This window comes from Paraburkholderia tagetis (assembly GCF_022213065.1).
Taxonomy (GTDB): Bacteria; Pseudomonadota; Gammaproteobacteria; order Burkholderiales; family Burkholderiaceae; genus Paraburkholderia; species Paraburkholderia tagetis.
This window is the reverse complement of sequence record NZ_JAKLJA010000002.1, coordinates 388470-408851: the sequence shown is the minus strand read 5'-3', so window position 1 is coordinate 408851 and position 20382 is coordinate 388470. Positions and strand designations below refer to the sequence as shown.

General features: G+C 64.6%; 17 protein-coding genes. 8 read left to right on the top strand and 9 right to left on the bottom strand.

Annotated elements, in window-relative coordinates; genetic code table 11:
• Positions 1-667: 667 nt before the first annotated feature.
• On the bottom strand, positions 668-1576 hold the full coding sequence (locus L5014_RS04760; RefSeq protein WP_238462413.1) for a LysR family transcriptional regulator: 909 nt from the start codon (positions 1574-1576) through the stop codon (positions 668-670).
• Positions 1577-1682: 106 nt separating this feature from the next.
• Between L5014_RS04760 and L5014_RS04755 the strand changes: the two genes are divergently transcribed.
• The 4 genes from L5014_RS04755 to L5014_RS04740 all read left to right on the top strand — a co-directional run bounded on the left by L5014_RS04755 (position 1683) and on the right by L5014_RS04740 (position 6333).
• The gene (locus L5014_RS04755; RefSeq protein WP_274389248.1) at positions 1683-3371 is read left to right on the top strand and encodes an ATP-dependent acyl-CoA ligase; all 1689 of its coding nucleotides are present in this window, start codon (positions 1683-1685) and stop codon (positions 3369-3371) included.
• Positions 3372-3462: 91 nt separating this feature from the next.
• Entirely contained in the window at positions 3463-4845 is a 1383-nt protein-coding gene (locus L5014_RS04750; protein ID WP_238462412.1) for an MFS transporter, read from the top strand.
• A 13-nt stretch (positions 4846-4858) separates the two neighbouring features.
• On the top strand, positions 4859-6019 hold the full coding sequence (locus L5014_RS04745) for a thiolase family protein (protein WP_238462411.1): 1161 nt from the start codon (positions 4859-4861) through the stop codon (positions 6017-6019).
• Complete coding sequence (locus L5014_RS04740; RefSeq protein ID WP_238462410.1) at positions 6019-6333, top strand: Zn-ribbon domain-containing OB-fold protein; 315 nt, start codon at positions 6019-6021, stop codon at positions 6331-6333. Before L5014_RS04745 ends, L5014_RS04740 begins: the two co-directional genes overlap by 1 nt.
• A 109-nt stretch (positions 6334-6442) precedes the next feature.
• Here the strand turns inward: L5014_RS04740 and L5014_RS04735 are convergent, their stop codons facing one another.
• The 3 genes from L5014_RS04735 to L5014_RS04725 all read right to left on the bottom strand — a co-directional run bounded on the left by L5014_RS04735 (position 6443) and on the right by L5014_RS04725 (position 7827).
• Positions 6443-6655 carry a hypothetical protein gene (locus L5014_RS04735; protein WP_238462409.1) on the bottom strand — a complete coding sequence of 71 codons (213 nt, stop codon included), beginning with the start codon at positions 6653-6655 and terminating at the stop codon, positions 6443-6445.
• Positions 6656-6769: 114 nt separating this feature from the next.
• Positions 6770-7120 (bottom strand): response regulator, encoded by a 351-nt coding sequence (locus tag L5014_RS04730; RefSeq protein ID WP_238462408.1) that lies wholly within the window; start codon positions 7118-7120, stop codon positions 6770-6772.
• A 515-nt stretch (positions 7121-7635) separates the two neighbouring features.
• The gene (locus L5014_RS04725) at positions 7636-7827 is read right to left on the bottom strand and encodes a hypothetical protein (protein ID WP_238462407.1); all 192 of its coding nucleotides are present in this window, start codon (positions 7825-7827) and stop codon (positions 7636-7638) included.
• 384 nt (positions 7828-8211) lie between these two features.
• Here L5014_RS04725 and cqsA point away from each other — a divergent pair, with 384 nt between their 5' ends.
• Positions 8212-9510, top strand: a complete 1299-nt coding sequence (gene cqsA / locus L5014_RS04720) for an alpha-hydroxyketone-type quorum-sensing autoinducer synthase (protein ID WP_238462406.1) — start codon at positions 8212-8214, stop codon at positions 9508-9510.
• Positions 9511-9654: 144 nt separating this feature from the next.
• Here the strand turns inward: cqsA and L5014_RS04715 are convergent, their stop codons facing one another.
• The 5 genes from L5014_RS04715 to L5014_RS04695 all read right to left on the bottom strand — a co-directional run bounded on the left by L5014_RS04715 (position 9655) and on the right by L5014_RS04695 (position 15816).
• Entirely contained in the window at positions 9655-10692 is a 1038-nt protein-coding gene (locus L5014_RS04715) for a response regulator (protein WP_238462405.1), read from the bottom strand.
• The gene (locus L5014_RS04710) at positions 10689-12059 is read right to left on the bottom strand and encodes a sensor histidine kinase (RefSeq protein ID WP_238462404.1); all 1371 of its coding nucleotides are present in this window, start codon (positions 12057-12059) and stop codon (positions 10689-10691) included. Before L5014_RS04710 ends, L5014_RS04715 begins: the two co-directional genes overlap by 4 nt.
• Positions 12060-12394: 335 nt before the next feature.
• A complete protein-coding gene (locus tag L5014_RS04705; RefSeq protein WP_238462513.1) occupies positions 12395-13222 on the bottom strand; it encodes an alpha/beta fold hydrolase in 828 nt (275 codons plus the stop codon).
• Between the two features lie 91 nt (positions 13223-13313).
• Positions 13314-14927: a benzoate-CoA ligase family protein gene (locus L5014_RS04700; RefSeq protein WP_420800017.1), complete on the bottom strand. Its 1614-nt coding sequence runs from the start codon at positions 14925-14927 to the stop codon at positions 13314-13316.
• A 415-nt stretch (positions 14928-15342) separates the two neighbouring features.
• Positions 15343-15816 (bottom strand): DUF4863 family protein, encoded by a 474-nt coding sequence (locus L5014_RS04695; RefSeq protein WP_238462403.1) that lies wholly within the window; start codon positions 15814-15816, stop codon positions 15343-15345.
• A 174-nt stretch (positions 15817-15990) separates the two neighbouring features.
• On the opposite strand from L5014_RS04695, the gene L5014_RS04690 reads away from it, so the two are divergent.
• The 3 genes from L5014_RS04690 to boxB all read left to right on the top strand — a co-directional run bounded on the left by L5014_RS04690 (position 15991) and on the right by boxB (position 20365).
• Entirely contained in the window at positions 15991-16950 is a 960-nt protein-coding gene (locus tag L5014_RS04690; RefSeq protein WP_238462402.1) for a helix-turn-helix transcriptional regulator, read from the top strand.
• Between the two features lie 193 nt (positions 16951-17143).
• Complete coding sequence (gene boxC / locus L5014_RS04685) at positions 17144-18859, top strand: 2,3-epoxybenzoyl-CoA dihydrolase (protein ID WP_238462401.1); 1716 nt, start codon at positions 17144-17146, stop codon at positions 18857-18859.
• A 78-nt stretch (positions 18860-18937) separates the two neighbouring features.
• Positions 18938-20365 (top strand): benzoyl-CoA 2,3-epoxidase subunit BoxB, encoded by a 1428-nt coding sequence (gene boxB / locus L5014_RS04680; protein WP_238462400.1) that lies wholly within the window; start codon positions 18938-18940, stop codon positions 20363-20365.
• The last annotated feature ends 17 nt before the right edge of the window (positions 20366-20382 follow it).

The following is a 20382-nucleotide window of genomic DNA, read 5'->3' as shown; positions in this document are numbered from 1 at the left end:
GTCTATTAGTGTTGCCCCTGTGCGGGGCGGCACCTACTTTTCTTTGCAGCCGCAAAGAAAAGTAGGCAAAAGAAAGCGGCTCAAACCGCCAGTGTGACGCAGTACACCACTTGCCCATCATCGGAGCGGTTCCGGGGCATCCGTCACCTCGCACCTTTAAACTGAGTGACAAAGGACTCATTCATCCCGCTGCTCGCTACGCGCGCAGCGGTCGGGTCTGCACGGGAAACCACACGTACTGCCAAGCATTTGAATGCGCATGCGCTGCATCGGTTCGCATGCATCCCACTGGTTTTGGATTATGCCCCACGGCGCGCGCAGCGCCGCCGGAGGTATGAGTCCTTAGTCACTTCGTTGTACGGCGCGTGGTGGCAGACGCTCCGGAACCGCTCCGATTACAGGCAAGTGGTGGACGGCGTCATACTAGCGGTTTGAGCGGCTTTCTTTTGCCTACTTTTCTTTGCCGCGGCAAAGAAAAGTAGGTGCCGCCCCGCACAGGGGCAACGCTAATAGACCGACACGATCACAAGGAAACGCGAGGAAACGCGAGGAAACGCGAGGAAACGCGAGGAAGCGCGAGGAAACACGAGGAAACACGAGGAAACACGAGGAAACACAAGGAAACACAAGGAAACTCACAACCCGCGCGCAGCGCAACCAGCTCACCTCACACCTTCCGCAGCGTCTGAACCGTCAACTCACGAAACCAACGATTACCTTCATCGTTATCGAAAGTCTCATGCCAATGCACAGTGACCTCCACACTCGGCATATCCACCGGCAAATCATAGATAACGAACTGATCGTACTCGTTGAAAAAGCGCGCAACGCGACGCGGCAAGGCCACCATCCAGTCGGTGCGCCGGAGAATTTGCGGCACCACCGAAAAATGCGGCACGCGCAGCGCGATCTTGCGTTCGAGGCCCGCCGCACGCAGTGAATCGTTGATGGTACGGTGGCTGCTCTCGCTCGATACCACCATGATGTGCTGCATATCCAGAAAGCGCTCCCGCGACATGCGCCGCGCAGGCAACCCCGCGCGCCGGCGCGTCATGCACACATAGGGTTCGTCGAAGAGCAGGGCGCTGTGCGTGTGCGGCTTGAGCGCCGGCAGATTGCCGATGGCGAGATCGAGCTGCCCGAGGCGCAACTGCTCGGTCACCTCGGCCACGGGCGCCTGGCGCGCTTCCAGCTTCACGTGCGGGGCCACGCGCTGAAGCATTTCGCATAGCGGCGGCAGGAAGAACTGCTCGCCTGCGTCCGTCATCGAAAGATGGAATTCGCGCGAGCTGGTGGCCGGATCGAACGGCTCGCCGTGACGCAGCGCCTCGCGTATCGACGCAATCGCGCGTCCGAGCGGCAGCGCGAGTTGCTGCGCGGTGGGCGTGGGCAGCATGCCATCAGGAGAGCGAACGAATAGCGGGTCGTCGAACATCACGCGCAGCCGCCCCAGTGCATAGCTGATGGCCGGTTGTGACAGGCCAAGACGCTGGCCCGCACGCGTGAGACTGCGTTCTTCGAGGATCGCCTGAAACACGCGCACCAGGTTCAGGTCGGCTTCGTTGAAATCAGCCATGTTTATGATGTTGATAATATTGATGAATTTGACAGATATCTTAGCCCAAACCTAGACTGGGCTCATCGATTTGGTGAGACCGCGAGGAGGCTGGTTGATGGGCTGCATGAACTCGGGCGCCGCGCTCGCCGGCGCGACGGAGCAGATGGAGCAGGCGGAATCGCTTGCCTTGCCGGCCTTGCTGGCGGCGCGCGCGGCACGCAACGGTGATGCTGTACTGTTTTCGGACCGCAAGGCAAGCTGGAGCGGCGCTCAGGCACTCGAAATCGCGGCTCGGCGCGCGGGCGCGCTGGCCGCGCACGGTGTCCGGCGCGGCGATCGCGTCGCGCTGCTGTGCACGAATCGTAGCGAGTTCATGGAGATCGTGCTGGGCTGCGGATGGCTGGGCGCCGTGGTCGTGCCCATCAACACCGCTTCGCGCGGCATGCAACTCGAACATATCCTGCGCAATTCGGGCGCGCGCCTCATGGTGGCCGAAACGCATCTCGTGGGCGCGGTGCACGCGATCGATGCGCAAACGCATGCGCTTGAATCGATCTGGCTGATTGAGAGCGGCGAAGGTGGCGAAACGCACAACCGCAGCGGCGCTGCGGCGGCCGGTGCTTCGGTGGCAGGCACGCCGGCGGCCGGCGCTCCGGCGATGCGCGAAATTGCGGTATGGCCCTTGCCGCCGCTGGGCGAGCCGCTCGCCGCGCCGTGCATCGGCGATGGCGACGCGCTTGCGATTCTCTATACCTCGGGTACCTCGGGTCTCTCGAAGGGCGTGATCTGTCCGCACGCGCAGTTCTATTGGTGGGCGCGCCTTACGGCGGGGCATCTGGGCGTGGTGCCCGGCGATGTGCTCTATACGTGCTTGCCGCTTTTTCATACGAACGCGCTTAACGCGTTCTTCCAGGCGCTAGTTTCCGATGCGCAACTGGTCGCCGACCGGCGCTTTTCGGCGAGCGGTTTCTTCGCCTCGCTCATCGAAACCCGCGCCACCGTGACTTACGTGCTCGGCGCGATGGTGCCGATTCTGCTGGGCCGCTGCGCGTCCGCTCAGGAGCAGGCGCACCGCGTGCGTATCGCGCTGGCGCCGGGCGTGCCGGGGCACTTCCAGCAGGAATTCACCGAACGCAGCGGCATCGCGCTGCTCGACGGTTACGGTTCGACCGAGACGAACTTCGTGCTCGGCGGTGGTGTCGCCGATCAGCGCGCGGGCTATATGGGCAAGCTCGTGCCCGGTTTCGATGCGCGCGTGGTGGATGACAACGACCGCGAAGTGCCGGACGGCGAGGCGGGCGAGCTGATCCTGCGCGCCGACACACCGTTCGCCTTCGCGAACGGGTATTTCGGCATGCCCGAGAAAACCGTGGAGGCGTGGCGCAACCTCTGGTTTCACACGGGCGACCGCGTGGTGCGCGAGGCGAGCGGCTACTATCGTTTCGTCGATCGCCTCAAGGATGCCATCCGGCGCCGTGGAGAAAATATTTCGTCATACGAAGTAGAGCAGGTGTTGTTGAGTCACCCGGCGGTGGAGACGGCCGCGGTGTACGCGGTGAAGTCGGAGTTTGCGGAGGACGAAGTCATGGCCGCGCTGGTGCTGCGCGAAGGCGCGGCGCTCGATGCGCTCGCCCTGATTCGCTATTGCGAGCCGCGTCTGCCGTATTTCGCGGTGCCGCGCTATCTCGACTTCGTGGCCGATCTGCCGCGCACGGAAAACGGCAAGATCCAGAAGTACAAGCTGCGCGAGACCGGCATCACCACCACCGCGTGGGATCTTGAAACGTCGGGCTACCGGCTCAGGCGGACCTGAGCGCAGCGAGCGCGCAGCATTTCCATCGCCGCCCATGAGACACGGCGGCACAGCAAGTCACGAGAGCCCATTAGAGGCACGAGGAGGCAGCATGGCAAACACCCAAACCTGTTCCGCCGGTGCACCCGACGCGTCGCATGCAGACGCGCGCACGAGTGTGCATGCACTCGATCCGCGCGCTTTGCGCCGCATCGTGATGGCGTCGGTCGCGGGCAACGCGCTCGAATGGTACGACTTCTTTCTCTACAGCACGGCGGCGGCGCTCGTGTTCGGCGAGCTGTTCTTTCCGCGCGGCACCGATCCGCTCATCGGCACGCTCGCGGCGTTTGCGGGCTTTGCCGTGGGCTTCGCGGCCCGCCCGTTCGGCGGCGTGCTGTTCGGCCATATCGGCGACCGCTACGGGCGCAAGGGCGCGCTGGTCTGGACCCTCTCGTTGATGGGCGGCGCAACCTTCCTCATCGGCCTTTTGCCCACCTACGGCCAGGTGGGCCTGTGGGCGCCGGCGCTGCTCGTGCTGCTGCGCGTGGTGCAGGGCATTGCGTCGGGCGGCGAGTGGGGCGGCGGCGTGCTGATGATCAGCGAGTCGGCACCGCCCGAAAAGCGCGGCTTTTACGCGTCGTGGAGCCAGATCGGCGTGGGCGGCGGCTTCGTGCTCTCGGCGGCGGTGTTCTTCGCCGTGCAGATGCTGCCGCACGACAGCTTTATGAGCTGGGGCTGGCGTGTGCCGTTCCTGCTCTCCATCCTCATCTTTGGCGTGGGCGTCTATATTCGCTCGACGCTGCCTGAGAGCACCGAATTCGCGAAGTCCGAGGCAGCGGGCAAGACCTCGCACATGCCGGTGCTCGACGCGATCCGCAAGCATCCGCGCGCGATTCTGGTCGCCATGGGGCTGCGCGTGGCCGAGAACGGCGGCTCGTATATCTTCCTCGCGTTCTCGCTGGTCTACGGCAAGTTTATCGGCGTGCCGGGCGCGGTCATGCTCGCGGGCGTGATGGTCTCGATGACGGTGGAACTCGGCGCGATGCTGCTCTGGGGCCGGCTCTCGGACCGCATCGGCCGCAAGCCCGTGTATCTGATTGGCGCGGTGGGCCTTATCGTCGTGGCGTTTCCGTTTTTCTGGCTGCTCGACACCAAGGCGCCCATGCTCATCTGGCTCGCGCTGCTGCTCGGCAACGCGGTGTGCCATGGTGCGATGATCGGCACGCAGCCGAGCTTGATGGGCGAGCTATTCAGCACCGAGGTGCGCTACTCGGGCATGGCGCTGGGTCATGAGATTGCCTCGGTGTTCGCGGGCGGGCTTTCGCCGCTCGTCGCCACCGCGTTGCTCGCGAAGTATCACGCGGCGTGGCCCGTCGCGCTGATGCTGATGGCGATGGGGGCGATTACGGTGATCGCGTTGTTGTGCACGCGGGAAACGGTACGCAGCGCCGCGCGCGATGGCACACGTAACAGCACACACAACAGCGCACGATAAGGAAGACGAACCAATGTCATCACGCGGATACGACGGCGTCTTGCTGAGCGCGGGCGTGGAGGTGCCCTATCGCCGTCAGGCGGGCGGCCTCTCGACGGGCGATCTGCTCGCGCAGGCATTCTCGGCGGCGCTCGCGCAATCGGGCTTCGCCGCGCGCGAGATCGACGGGCTGGGCGTGGCGTCGTTCACCTTGGGCCCCGATCACGCGATCGATCTTGCATGGCGACTCGGCCTCTCGCCGCGCTGGTGCATGGACGATTGCCACGGTGGCGCGAGCGCGATCAATCTGCTGCAACACGCGATTCGCGCGATCCAGTGCGGCGACGCGAACGTCATCGTGCTGGTGTCGGGCGACAGTTTCGAGCCGGCCGATTTCAGGCGCCTGGTCGACCACTACAACCTCACCACGCGGACCTGGCTGCGTCCGCTCGAAAGCGGCGGCCCGAACGCGTTGTTCGCGATGCTCACGCAACAGCACGCGGAGCGCTTCGGACTCGCGCGCGCCGACTATGGCGCGCTATGCGTGGCGCAACGCGCGTGGGCCGCACTTAATCCGCTCGCGGTCTATCGCACACCGCTCACGCTCGACGATTATCTCGATGCGCCTGTCGTGGCCGCTCCGCTTGGCCGCTACGATTGCGTGCCGGTGGTGTGCGGCGCGAATGCGGTCGTGGTGGCGCGCGCGGATCTCGTCAAGCCGGGGCGGCATGTGCGCGTGCGCGCGCTGCAATGCCGCTATAACGCCGATCATCAGATGGGCGACGGCCTGCAAACTTCGCTGGCGGCGCTCGCCCCGGAACTCTGGCGCGAGGCGCAGGCGACGCCGGCCGGGATGGACGTGGTCTCGGTCTACGACGACTATCCGGTCATGGCGCTCGTGCAGCTCGCGGACCTGGGTTTCGCGCCCGACGGCGATCTGCGCGCGCTGATTGCGCGCATCGCCTCGCGCACGCTGCCGGTGAACACCTCGGGCGGCCAGCTTTCAGCGGGGCAGGCCGGGGCGGCGGGCGGCATGCACGGCCTCGTGGAAGCGTTCACGCAACTGCGTGGCACGGCGGGCGAGCGCCAGGTCGCGCGCGCACGGCTCGCGCTGGTGAGCGGCTATGGCATGGTCGAGTACCGCTACGGCATGTGCGCGAACGCCGTGGTGCTCGAAGCGGCAGGACATTCGTAATGAAACAGACCATGAAGCTCGAAGTGTTTCGCTGTGCCGCGTGCGGCACCACGCTATTTCCCGCGCGCTACCTGTGCCCCGCGTGCGGCGGCGCTCAATGGACGAAGCCGGTGGTGTCGAGCGGCACGGTGCGCGCCGCGACCACCGTGAGCCACCGCGTTGGGGCGCGCGAGCCGGGCGCCGTGCACCTCGCGAGCGTTCAGACCGATGCGGGGCCGGTCGTGATCGCAAGGTTCGAAGCCGCGGCGCGCAAAGGCGAGACCGTCTTGCTCGAAGTCGACGAGGAGAGCCGCATTCTGGCCCACCCGCGTTGAGGCCGGCGTAGCCGTCGCCCTATACGAGGTCCAGCAAAAATTACTTCGTTTTGCGAATGATTGGCCGGAAGCCAGCGTACTGTGCGTGCCGCAACACGCGCGCGTGCTTTCACTTCTCGTTCGACTTGCCGCCGCCATCGATCCCGGCGCCCTTGCGCCAGACTTCCTTGCCTTGCTCGGAGAGCTCGCCGCTGCTGTGGCTGCGGTCCGGTTCGGTGCCGGGTACCGCCATGTCGCCGCCCGGCGGTTCCTGAGAGGGCTGCTTCGCACGCTTGCGTCGGGCCACGCGCTCGTCTTGCGAGCGCCCTGCGTAGTCGTTCATGTGCTTTCTCCCGGTAGAGGACGTCACGTGAATGCGCAACGCTTGTGCCGCGCGGGGAGGGGGTAATAAAAGGCACCATGCGGCGCCCATGTGCCGACTACGCGCGCCGCTCGCTCAGGGCATGGCGACGCGGTGCAAGATGTCGAGTAGCTGCGTGACGGCAAAGGGCTTGCGCAGGAAGCCGAACAGATCCGCGTCGGCGGGCGGCGTGACGAGTGCGGAGACGAGCACCAGCGGCACCCCCGCGAGCATGCTGTTGCGGCGCATTTCCCGCATCAGCGCGAGGCCATCCATATGCGGCATCATGCAATCGGAAATCACGACATCGGGCGGGTCGGCGAGCGCGGTTCTGAGCGCGTCCGTCCCGTCCTCGGCGGTCCTTACCCGATAGCCTTCCTGACCGACTAGCTCTTTGAGCGCGTTCAGTGCGTTGATGTCGTCGTCGACGAGTAATACGGTAGCCATACGTCGTTTACCTGTGCGGCGCGCCCCCGCCGTTCCTTGCACGGTTGTTACGCCGTGCGCCCGTGTTTTGTCCTGTTCCCCGATTCCGCCCGGGCTGGCGTACAGCACCTACCCTTATTTGTCGGAGTTACGGGCGGGTGCGCATTTTCCATGCCTGATGCATCCGGTCAGACCAGGCCTCGACCGAAGACGCATGGCGCATGGCGTCACTCGAATAACGCGTCCATGACCTAGCAGCTAGCATTCCCGCAGTTGATGTCATAAAAGGCTCACATAATGCCAGTCGATACGGTCGCCCAACCGGCCCTTAAAACCAGACGGCGACCCAGCGCTCTTGGTGTTTCCCCTCTTTGCGCGCTGGATTTAATTCATCATCCTGTCTCTTTTCCAATCTATGCGAATTGGATGTTTCAGCAACGGTTCGCTGAGGCGTGTCGCGGATTGGCAGTCGTTTCGGTATGCATAGCGCATCTGATGCAATTCGGGTAAGCCACGTCTCTGTTTTTAAAGGATAATCACTCCCAGATGGGAGTGGCGTTTAACGCAACGTTCATTCCCGCCGGCTGTGCGTTGCCTTCTTCGCAGCGCCGGAAACAGGCACCGCTTTCTTCGGGCAGGCGTCTCTTCCTTGGTAACCAGTGGTGATCACGCAAGGCGGGAATCGTGCGGATGTCGAGACGCCCGCTCACGGCGTCACGCGTCTTCATTTGCCTTCAAATCCGCGGCCCCTCGTGCGCGTGCAAGCGCAAGCGGGACGCGTCGATGCCAGGCCGTGCCGGCGGGTTCGCAGCGCAGGACGCCAGCCGCCCCACGGACCTTCGGGCCGCCCGCACCATGGCGCGCCGTGTGCATGTGCACGCAGCAGCAGCCGGTGCGCGCCGCGTCTTGCCCCTCGCGCCATGCGCGCGCCCGTCAGGTTTCGCTTCACTCGCATTCGTAACCGCACTCATAGACTCATCACTGGAGTTCCCATGCCGCTTTGCGCATGGTGCTTCGGCGCGGGTCAATTATCGGCCAGCCGTCCCGCGGGATTTCGGGGGGAAGCTGCTTTTCAGCTTGGGAGGGCGGCCACTAACCACAAGGAGCCTGAGATGAAAGTTGGCAATAACAATTGGCGCAATGCACACAACAACGACGCGGCGCTGCCGGCCTTTCTCGCTGCACGCGTCAACCGCTATTACACGGAACGCGTGCAGCAGAGCTGGGCGGGCGGGCACATCATGAAGGGGCGCGTGCCGGACGCCGACGCTTTACACCTTTCGAGCAACGACTATCTGTCGATCGCCCGTCATCCCGAGATTCTCGATGCAATGTGCATGAGCATCCGTTCCGAGGGCAACGGCCTGCTGATGTCGGGTGTGTTCCTGCACGGCGACGATTGCCCGCAACTGAACCTCGAAGACCGTTTCGCGCAGTTCATGGGCGCCGAGGCGAGCGTGCTGTGCCAGTCGGGTTTCGCGGCCAACACGGGGCTGATCCAGTCGATCGCGAATGCGCAGACGCCGGTGTACGTGGACATGATGGCGCATATGTCGCTGTGGGAAGGTATTCGCAGCGCGGGGGCGAAGGCCATCAGTTTCTTCCATAACGACGTCGAGCATCTCGAGCAACGGATCCAGCGCTACGGGCCGGGCATCGTGATCGTCGATTCGGTGTACAGCACGAACGGCAGCGTGTGCCCGCTGCAGGCCTTCGCGGACGTGTGCGCCGAGCACGATTGCGTGTTCGTGGTGGACGAGTCGCATTCGCTCGGCACGCATGGCCAGCATGGCGCGGGGCTCGTCGCGGAGCTGGGCCTCGCCGGGCGCGTGCACTTCCGCACGGCGAGCCTCGCGAAGGCTTTCGCGGGCCGCGCGGGCATCATCAGTTGCTCGCGGCGCTTTCAGGAGTACTTCAAGTGCGAGGCGTTGCCGGCCATCTTTAGCTCGACGCTGCTGCCGCACGAAACCGCCGCGCTCGCGGCCACGCTCGACGTGATCGAGCGCGACGACTGGCGCCGCACGCGGGTGGCGGCGAACGCGCGCTATGTGCGCATGCGTCTCGCGGAACTCGGGTACAACCTCAACGGCAGCGAAACGCAGATCATCGCGCTCGAGGCCGGGCCGGAGCCGCAAACCATCGCGCTGCGCGATGCGCTCGAAGCGCGCGGCATCTTCGGGTCGGTGTTTTGTGCGCCCGCAACGGCGCAGAACCGCTCGCTCGTGCGCCTGTCGATCAACGCGGCGCTCAGCGAGTCGGAGCTCGAGCGCATCGTGGACGTGTGCGAGGCGATACGCGACGAAGTGCAAATGTGGAACTGGCCTTCGACGCGCCGTCTCATGGAGCGCGGCGCCGGGCGCATGCGCGTACGGCAGCCGCGAGCGCTCGCGGACTTGCCGGTGGCCGCATGACGATGATGGCATGAGCCGTCCGCAAGCGTAACGCGAAGGTGACACGAAGGTGACACCTGGGTGGCGTGCGCGATTCAGCATGGCCGGGCACGATTCGGTGCAACTCCGCACGAATCAGCGCTAGTCAGCACTAGATGGCACTATTCAGCGCGAATCCCACGCCGCCTGGATTTCCCGGTCAAGCTGTTGCAGATAAGCGTCGTAGGGCTGCACGTTGTCGAGCGCGAGTCCCGAGGGATTCTTCACGACGGCGTAGATGTAACGGCGCTCGCCAACGAACACCGATGCGGGATGCATATACGGCTGCCATTGCTCGCATTGCGCCGGATAGTAGCCTTCGGTGCGCCAGAAGTAGGGCACGCTGCGATGGCTGTCGAGTTCGGCATGAAACGACGCGGGCGCGCCTTGCTCGACGGCGATCTCGTGCACGCCGCGCAGCGATTCCTCGGTATGGATGATGAGCAGGTACGCCGTGCCCTGCACATCGAACATGAGCAGGCCGTGCGGCTGGTACGAGAGATAGTGCTCGACGATGCCAAGCGATTCGAAAATGCCTTGCACGTGCGCGGCGAGCGCGCTGTCCTTGAGGAACGCGTATTCGGAAACGGCGAGCGCGTCGAGCACCGTGCTGCAGGCCTTGTCGAAATACGCGGCCTGCATGTCGTGAATCGCCTGATTCAGGGTTTCTACTGCGTCGACTTCGTGCTTGCGGATGAAGCGGTCGATCAGGCCTTCGTTGAAGCTCTTGACGGCCACGTGCTCGTCGGCTTTGCCGGTGAGCACGATTTTCTTGAGCGCCGGATTGGCGAGGCGGCGGCAAAACTCGAGGCCGTTGAGCTCGGGCATGTCGTAGTCGATCACCACGACCGAGACGGAGTCGAAGCGCTCCGGCCGGTGCGCGAGCGAGCGGATCGCGTCCACGCGCATGGCAATGACCTGGTGCGCATCGTTTTCTTCGGTGCGGTCGAGATAGGGACTGAAAATGGGCGAAGCGGGCCGGTCCTGCGCCGCGCGGCCGTTCAGAAATTTCAGGGCTTCCGCGGGCGAGCTGAACAGCCGGAATGCCAGATCCGGGGCGAGTTGCAGGCTCAGATTCGATAGAAAAGCCGCACTGTCGTCGACGAAGGCGGCAGTGGTCGGCCAGGAAAACGGCTGAATGGCTTTCGGGGTGGCTTTCGTCATGGCGCTGGGAATGTCAAAACAAACTCGGTGTATTTGCCTTTCACCGAAGAGCAGGCAATTGCTCCCCCCATCGCTTGCATGACATCGCGGCAGAATGCCAGCCCGATTCCTGCTCCGAGCGACACGTCATCGGTGGTGGTGGTTGAAGTATAAAAGCGGGTAAAGATGTGCGGCAAGACTTCAGACGAAATACCGGTCCCGGTATCGCTGAAAATCAGTCGATGAGTGCGATTGCCGGAATTTGCCGCTTCGAGCCGGATGGAAATATGCGCGCCGTCGATGCTGCCCATGTGCCGGAATGCATTTTTGAGCAGATTGAACAGCACGTGCACCGTGAGCATTTCGGATCCGGCGAATTCAAAATCGGGCCGCAGATTGCAATGCACGCGCGCGCGGTCGCCTTCGCGAAACGGATAGCGCGCGAGCGCGGTTTCCACGCAATGCGCAATCGAGCACACCGTTGCGTTTTGCATGTTCGTGCCGGAGAAGCGTGCGGTAGCGAGCAGCATGTCGATGATCGCGTTCGAATGAAGCGCCTCCTGCTCGATGCGGCTCACCACGCCCTGCATCGAATGTAAATGCGCCACGCGTATTTTCGGCACCGGCAGGCGGTTGCGTTGGGCGAGGGCATAAGTGTCGAGCAGCGCGGGCAGGTAGCGCATGAGACCTGCCGCACCCACGCGAATGGCAACGAGCGGCGTGCGCAGTTCATGCGCGACGCTGCCCGCCGTAGCCAGCATGGCGCGTTCCTGTTCGATCTGAATGCGGTCCTGGTCGTAGTTCGCCACCGCGCCAATGGCCACGGCGAATGAAAAAATTGCCAGGTGGGTGAGATAGATCGAGTCGAGGACAATGGGGTTGGTCGTGAGCACATAGGCGATCAACGCGAGCCCGATGCCCACGAGAAACTGCAGCACGAGCATGAGCCAGTCGAGCAGCAGCACCATCACGAAGGCCGCTATCAGCGCGCTTTCGACCCATACCTCGTTGCCGTTGTTCTTGAGCAGCATGAAGGTGAAGAAGAACGGCAGCGCATAGAGCGTGGCGATATACCAGTACCAGGGCAGCAGCTTTTTGACGGCGGCGGGCCAGCGCTCGAAGAAGAGAATCGGCACGAACAGCGCGGCGCCAATCAGGCGCAGCGCGAGATTCTCGTAGGGCTGCGGAAACAGGTCTTTCCACACATAGTAGTAAAGCGGAAAGCCGAGGCTCGCGACCACGGCGAGCGGCCGCATGCGGCGCTTGACGTACTGGAGGTTGCGCATGGCGGGCGCGAATGCCCGCACCATGCGCGGCTTGAGCGCCGCCCAACTGCGGCGCGCGCGCATCGTGATTCTCGATACGTTCATCAGGGTGGAATCGCTCATTGTTCGATGCCGATTTCGCCGCCGGCCTCGACTGCACATGTGTCTCCAGGCGCATGCAGGGCGCTCATGTGAAGCGGTCCCAGTGCAGGGGGGCGGCTGCTGTGGCAATGAAGACAATAACATTATTGTGGCGTGCAGATGGGGCCGGAAAGGACCCCGGGCATCACATTCGGCCGCACGCCGCCACCCCACCACGCCGGCACCTGATGGCATGGGGCGAGCGATGTCGCTTGCATTGGATGGTTTGCAAATGGCGCGTTATGGCGCGTGACGGCCCGCGAAGTGTTGGGCGTGCGGGAGCGCCGATGGTCTGCGAACGGTGCTTCGCGTACCGCTCAGGCCGAGACCGCACGGGCGTGCGGCGCGAGAATGAATTGCACGATGGCTTCGTCGAGCGCGGCCTGGGCGTCGCGATGTGGAGAATGGCCACCCGTATCGAGCACATGCACGCGCGCATGAGGCACCTGCGCGCCGATCGCTTCGACCTGCGCCATCGTGCCGTAGTGATCGTCGCGCGCCTGCACGGCGAGGAGCGGCGCGCGAATGGCGGCCAGTTCGCCGACGATGTTCCAGGCGCGAAACGCGGGATCGAGCCAGATGTCGTTCCAGCCGTAGAACGCGGAGTCGACGTCGTCGTGATAGCGCGCGAGCTTGTCGCGTAACCCGGCGCTTTCGTAGGCGGTTTTTGCTTGCGCGATGCTCGACACCGAGATGTCTTCGACAAACACATGCGGCGCGATCGCCACGGCGCCCGCGAGCGCGTGCGCGAAGCGCGCGGCATGGAGCAGCGCGATCGATGCGCCGTCGCTGTGACCGATGAGCCACATGCGCGCACGTTCGGCGGCGCTCACGCCGAGTGCATCGAGCAGCGCGGGCAGTACGTCGTGGGCCTGATGCGCCATGAAGTCGACGGGCCATTTCTCGTCGGGCGCGCGCGGCGTGGAGCGCCCGTAGCCGGGCCGCGAATACACCAGCCCACGCATGCCGAGGCGCTCGCATAGCGTATGCGGCCAGTCCTTCCACATGTCGACTGAGCCGAGGCCTTCATGCAGGAAAACGGCGATTGGCGCCGCCGCGCGATGCGAGCCGACCCAGCGATATTCAATCGTGAGTGCGCCGCGCCGGGCGGTGGCGGGAAGGGCTGCAAACAGGCTTGCGTTCATGGCTTCGATGATGTCGGTGAATGGCCTCACGCTGGCTTCGTGATTGCCTCACGATCGCCTCACGATTGCTAACGAGCGCCGCACGCGTGCCTCATGCGCGGGGCCGATACGCTTCGCGCAGACGAAAGCGCTGGATCTTGCCGGTCGCGGTCTTCGGCAAATCGTCGACGAAAAGAATCTCGCGCGGATACTTGTGCGGCGCGAGCCGTGCCTTGACGAAGGCCTTCAGCGCAGCGGCAAGCGCCGCATGCCCTTCCGGCGAGGCGCCCGCTTGCGCCTGCGCTTCCTGCTTGAGCACGACGAACGCGCAGGTCTTCACGAGCCCGTCCTGATCCACGCCGATCACGGCCGCTTCGAGCACGGCTTCGTGCTGCACGAGCACCATTTCCACCTCGATGGGCGAGACATACTGGCCGCTCACCTTGAGCATGTCGTCGCTGCGGCCCGCATAGACGTAGCAGCCGTTGGGCATGCGCCGGTACTTGTCGCCGCTCTTCACCCACTCGCCCAGAAAGGTCGCTCGCGATTTTTCGCGATTGCCCCAGTACATCAAGGCCGCGCTCGGGCCGCGAATATAGAGGTCGCCAATTTCGCCGTCGGGCACGGGCTGGCCCGATTCGTCGCGCAATTCGACTTCATAACCGGGCACGGGGCGCCCCGTGGTGCCGTATTCGACTTCGCCGGGACGGTTCGATAGAAAAATGTGCAGCATTTCGGTGGAGCCGATGCCGTCGAGGATGTCGCTGCCGAAATGGCGGCTGAAGCGCTCGCCGGTTTCGCGCGGCAGCGCCTCGCCCGCCGATGCGCAAATGCGCAGCGCGACATCGGCGCGCGCGGGCGGGTTGGGCGACGCCATCATGCTCGCGTACAGCGTGGGCACGCCGTAAAAGATGGTGGGGCGATGCTTGACGAGGCGCGCGAAGACGGCGTCGGCGGTGGGGCGCTCGGCCATCAGCACCGTGGTCGCGCCCACCGAGAGCGGAAACGAGAGGGCATTGCCGAGCCCATAGGCGAAGAACAGCTTGGCGGCGGAAAACACCACGTCGCTTTCGCCGATGCCGAGCACGGATTTGGCATAGGTTTCCACGGTCCAGTAGAGATTGGCGTGCGTATGCACCGTACCCTTGGGCTTGCCCGTGGATCCCGACGAATAGAGCCAGAAAGCGATATCGTCGCCGTTGGTTGGCGCCGCGCGCGTAGCCGGCTGGGCGCTTTCGATCAGTTCATGGAAGACGTGTGCGCTGCACGGGTAGTGCGGCGCGCCGGCGAGCGGCTGCGAAACCACTAGCGCGTAGTCCGCGCTGCTGGCTTCGCAATCCGCATCGGAATTGGCTTGCTTGGGCGTGCGTTGCTCCAGCGTGAGTTGCTCCAGCGCGGCGCTCACCGCGGCGCTCACCGCGTCGCTCACGACAGGCAGCACCGCGCCCGACGCGATCACGAGCCGCGCCCGGCTGTGCGCGAGCATGTAGGCGTAGTCGGCGGCGGTGAGCAGCGTGTTGACGAGCACGGGCACGACGCCCGCGTGCAGCGCGCCGAGAAAGGCCACGGGCAATTCGACGGTGTCGAGCATCACGAGCAGGATGCGCTCTTCGGCGCGCACGCCCAGCGTGCGTAGTGCGGCGGAGAAGCGGCGCGCGCGCGTTTCGAGTTCGCCGTAGGACAGCGTGCAGGTGTCGTCGATATAGGCGGGCTTGCCGGCGCGCATCGCGTTCAGGGCGAACAGGTGCGCCGCGAAGTTGAGTTGCGCGGGCGGCGGCACGCAGGCCGGTGCGCTCGGTGGTTGTGTGGCCGCGGGGGCGGCAGGGGCTAGAGAGGCCGCCGAAGCCACCGAGACCACGGAAGCGGCCGGCGACGCTGCTTGGGTTTCCACGATGCTGTCTCCGCTCTGTCTGCCTCGAATCGTGTTGCCTCGCTGGCCATGGCCTTGCGTGTGCGTGGCGCTGTCGATCTTCGGTCGTTATGAAGCTGCTAAGTCAGTCAATTCGGATTGCCTGGTAAATCGGTATTAAACCCGGCGGTATTCAACCCAGCGGTATTCGGTATGCAACCCGGCGGTGTTCAACCCGGCGCTGTTCTTTCGGCGGAGCGGCGATTCAGGCGTGCAGGCTGGTGCCTGTCGCTCAGGCCGGCGCTGGTGTGAACTCGATTGCCCCTTGGGGCAGCAGGTAGAGCACGAGCGCCTCGCCGTGCGCGACGGTTGGATGGTGCGCGCTGCCCGGACCGTAGACGCACCAGCCTGCGGGCCGGCCGTCGAATGTCGCGCCGGGCGTGACCGGCATGATGAGATCGATTTCGCCATGCGGGTGCGTATGGTGAGGGCCGGCAAGATCCTTCATCTGCACGACATCGACTGAAAAATCATGCGTGGCCGGCAGCGGCTTGAAGACGCGCCCGTAGCGCAGCCCGCCGGCCTCGCGCTGGCACATCCAGCCTTGGGCGATACCCTGACGGCAAGCGTTCTCGAGTGCCGCGAAGGTCGGACTGCCGTTCGGCCAGGTAGCGTTGAGCCACGCGTCGAGTGCATCATCCAGCGGACGACCGGCAATCTGTTTCGTGACGCCTGCGATCAGGCGCTCGAAGTCTTGCTGGGACATGCGTGTCTCCTGTTTGCCCGAGTTAGTGCTTCTGCACTTACTCCGGGTTCATGCAGAGCGATCGGCCGCAGCATCTGCGTTTGTCGCCGGCTCGTCTTTTGGCGAAAATTAGCGGTTAGTAAAATGCATGTCAAGCACTATAGTACATAAAATCGGGTTGGGAGGTGTCTGAAGATGAAGCAAACTTACATTGCCGAGCCGCAGCCGGATGAGTCCGCTCATGAAACGGCTGACGCGGGGCGCGGCGAGCGCAGCGAACGCGACCCGTTCCTGACCGCGATGGGCGAGCGCGTGCGCATGCTGCGCGCGCGCCGCGGCATGACGCGCAAGACGCTGGCGGCGGAAACCGGGCTGTCCGAGCGCCATCTCGCGAATCTCGAATCGGGCGTGGGCAATGCCTCGGTACTGGTGCTGCGGCAGATCGCGGCCACGCTCAATTGCTCGCTGGCGGAGGTGGCAGGCGATGTCACGACTTCGTCGGCCGAATGGCTGCTGATTCGCGAGCTGCTGCAGGGGCGCGACCCGGCCGCGTTGCGGCGCGCCCGCATCGCGCTCGCCGAAATGTTCTCGCAGGCGCCCGCCGACCCGCACCGCAACGAGCGCATCGCGCTCATCGGCCTGCGCGGCGCGGGCAAGTCCACGCTCGGGCGCATGCTCGCGCAGGAGCTCAAGGTGCCGTTCGTCGAGCTCACCCGCGTGATCGAGCAACTGGCTGGCTGCCCGCCCTCGGAGATTCACTCGCTCTACGGCGCCAGCGCGTACCGGCGCTACGAGCAGCGCGCGCTGGAGGCCGTGGTCGCCGAGCATCCGCGCGCCGTGATTGCCTCGCCGGGCGGCCTCGTCTCCGAGCCCGCCACCTTCAACACGCTGCTTGCGCACTGCTTCACGGTCTGGCTCCAGGCGGCGCCCGAGGAGCACATGCGCCGGGTGGTCGCGCAGGGCGACCTGCGGCCCATGTCCGGCAACCGCGAGGCGATGGATGACCTCAAGCGCATTCTGGCGGGCCGCAGCGAGCTATACGGCCGCGCGGACATGCGCTTCGACACCAGCGAGAAAACCCTCGCCGACGCCTATCTGCAACTGCGCGACCGCCTGGCGGCCCGGCTTGGCGCGGAGCCGGCGCGCATCGACTGAAGCTGGCCGGTGGAGCAGGCGGGGTATGCACTGGACTTCATGTTTACCCGCTACAGCGATGAAGATGCATTAAAGTGCTTTACATGGGGTGTGTGGTGCACTATCGTTCATTGAAACGAAGTGCACACTCAGCTTTGCATGAGACCGGAGCCGGCGCTTCAGCACGGATTCCGGTCGACCAAGGAGACGCCCCATGGCCGCACCAGATACCGCCGTCGCCCAGCCGGTCGCACAATCGACCGTTGCGCGTGTCGACTACCGCACCGACCCCTCGCAGTACAAGCACTGGAAGCTCAGCTTCGACGGCGCCGTTGCCACACTCGGCATCGACATTGCCGAAGACGGCGGCATTCGCGAAGGCTACAAGCTGAAGCTGAATTCATACGACCTCGGCGTGGACATCGAACTGCACGATGCACTCCAGCGCATCCGCTTCGAGCACCCCGAAGTGCGCACGGTGGTGCTCACGAGCCTCAAGGACCGGGTGTTCTGCTCCGGCGCCAATATCTTCATGCTGGGCCTTTCCACCCACGCATGGAAGGTCAACTTCTGCAAGTTCACCAACGAGACGCGCAACGGCATCGAGGATTCCTCGCGGCATTCGGGCCTGAAATTCATTGCCGCTGTGAACGGCGCCTGCGCGGGCGGCGGCTATGAACTGGCGCTGGCCTGCGACGAGATCCTGCTGGTGGACGACCGCTCGTCCACGGTGGCGCTGCCCGAGGTACCGCTGCTCGGCGTGCTGCCCGGCACGGGCGGTCTTACGCGCCTCACCGACAAGCGCCGTGTGCGTCACGACCGCGCCGATATTTTCTGCACCGTGGCGGAGGGCATTCGCGGCGAGCGCGCGAAAGCGTGGCGTCTCGTAGACGACGTGGTCAAGCCCAACCGCTTTAGCCAGGCCGTGCAGGCGCGCGCGCTCGAACTGGCCGCGCAAAGCGACCGGCCTGAAGTTGCAGAGGGCGCGCAGGGCATCGCGCTCACGCGCATCGAGCGTGTCGAGCGCGAGAGCGGTCTGAGCTACGCGAGCGTAGAAGTGGCGATCGATCGCGCGAAGCGCACGGCCACCTTTACCGTGAAAGCGCCCGATACCGCGAAAGCGCCGCTGCCCGAAGGCATCGAGGCGATTGTCGCGGCCGGCGCCGCGTGGTGGCCGCTGCAGTTCGCACGCGAGCTGGACGACGCGATCCTCACGATGCGCACCAACGAACTCGACATCGGCACGTGGATCTTCAAGACCGAAGGCGACGCGCGCGGTGTGCTGGCCGCCGACGCCACGCTGCTCGAACACCGCGACCACTGGTTCGTGCGCGAGACCATCGGCATGCTGCGCCGCACGCTCGCGCGCATCGACGTCTCGTCGCGTTCGATCTTCGCGCTGATCGAGCCGGGCTCGTGCTTTGCCGGTACCTTTGCGGAGCTGGCCTTTGCCGCCGACCGCAGCTATATGGCGGCGCTGCCTTCGAACGAAGACGAAGAGCCGGTTATTACGCTATCCGAAGCAAATTTCGGGCTGTATCCGATGGTCACCCAGCAGTCGCGTCTCGTGCGGCGCTTCTATGGCGAGGCCGAGCCGCTGGATGCTGCGCGTGCGCAGATCGGCCAGCCGGTGAAGCCGCTCGAGGCGGAGCGCCTGGGTCTCGTGACCACCGCGCCCGACGACATCGACTGGGCCGATGAGATCCGCATCGCACTGGAAGAGCGCGCCGCCATGTCGCCCGATGCGCTCACGGGCCTGGAAGCGAATCTGCGCTTCAATGGCGTCGAGACCATGGAGACGCGCATTTTTGGCCGCCTCTCCGCGTGGCAGAACTGGATTTTCAATCGCCCCAACGCGGTAGGCGAAAAGGGCGCCCTCAAGGTGTACGGCAAGGGCAGCAAGGCGCAGTTCGACCTCGCCCGCGTGTGAGTGCAGCCCGACTTCAGCCCAATTTCAGTTCGAGCAGCCCTGCTCCAGCCTGATTCGCCATAGCCGCAAGGAACCGATATGTCCACCATCAACTACAGCGAAAAGATCCCCAACAACGTCAATCTCGCCGACGACCGCGCGCTGCAACGCGCACTGGAGCAGTGGCAGCCGAATTTTCTTTCGTGGTGGGGCGACATGGGACCCGAGGGCTCGCACGGCTTCGACGTGTATTTGCGCACGGCGGTGAGCGTGGACGCCGGCGGCTGGGCGCATTTCGATCACGTGAAGATGCCCGACTATCGCTGGGGCATCTTCCTCGCGCCCGGCGAGGCGGAACGCAAGATTCATTTCGGCGCGCACAAGGGCGAGGCCGCGTGGCAGGACGTGCCGGGAGAGCACCGCGCGAACCTGCGCCGCATTATCGTCACGCAGGGCGACACCGAGCCCGCCTCGGTCGAGCAGCAGCGCCACCTGGGCCTGACCGCACCGTCGCTCTACGACCTGCGTAATCTCTTTCAGGTGAATGTGGAAGAAGGGCGGCATCTGTGGGCGATGGTCTATCTGCTGCATCGCTACTTCGGCCGTGACGGTCGTGAGGAAGCCGAAGCATTGCTCGAGCGCCGTTCGGGCGACGACGACAATCCGCGCATCCTGGGCGCCTTCAACGAACGAACGCCCGACTGGCTGGCGTTCTTCATGTTCACCTATTTCACCGACCGCGACGGCAAGTTCCAGCTTTCGGCGCTGGCCGAATCGGGCTTTGACCCGCTCGCGCGCACCACGAAATTCATGTTGACCGAAGAGGCGCATCACATGTTCGTGGGCGAGTCGGGCGTCTCGCGCGTGGTGCAGCGCACCGCGCAGGTGATGAACGAACTCAAGACCGACGACGTGGGCCGCTTGCGCGCCGCGGGCGTGATCGACCTCGAAACGATCCAGCGCTACCTGAATTTCCACTACTCGGTGACGATCGACCTGTTCGGCGCCGATCACTCGTCGAACGCGGCTACGTTTTATAGCTCGGGCCTGAAGGGCCGCTACGAGGAAACGAAACGCGACGACGACCATCAGCTCGAAGGCCAGACATATCGCCTGCTCGACGTGCAGGAGGGCAAGCTCGTCGAGCGCGAGGTGCCGATGCTCAACGCCATGAACGAAGTGCTGCGCGACGACTACATCAAGGACTCCGTAGCAGGCGTGAATCGCTGGAACAAGGTGCTGGAGAAGGCCGGCATCGACTTTCGCTTGAGCGTGCCGCACAAGGCGTTCAATCGCCAGATCGGCACCTTCGCGGGGGTGCGCGTCGCGCCGGACGGCCGCGTGATCGACGAGACGCAATGGGCCGCGAACGAGGCGAAGTGGCTGCCCACGGCCGAGGATCGGGCTTATGTCGCATCGCTGATGGGCCGCGTGGTGGCGCCGGGCAAGTTCGCGAACTGGATTGCGCCGCCGGCGATGGGTATCAATCGCCAGCCCGTCGATTTCGAGTATGTGCGCTTTAACTGAACGCACAGTTGGCGGTC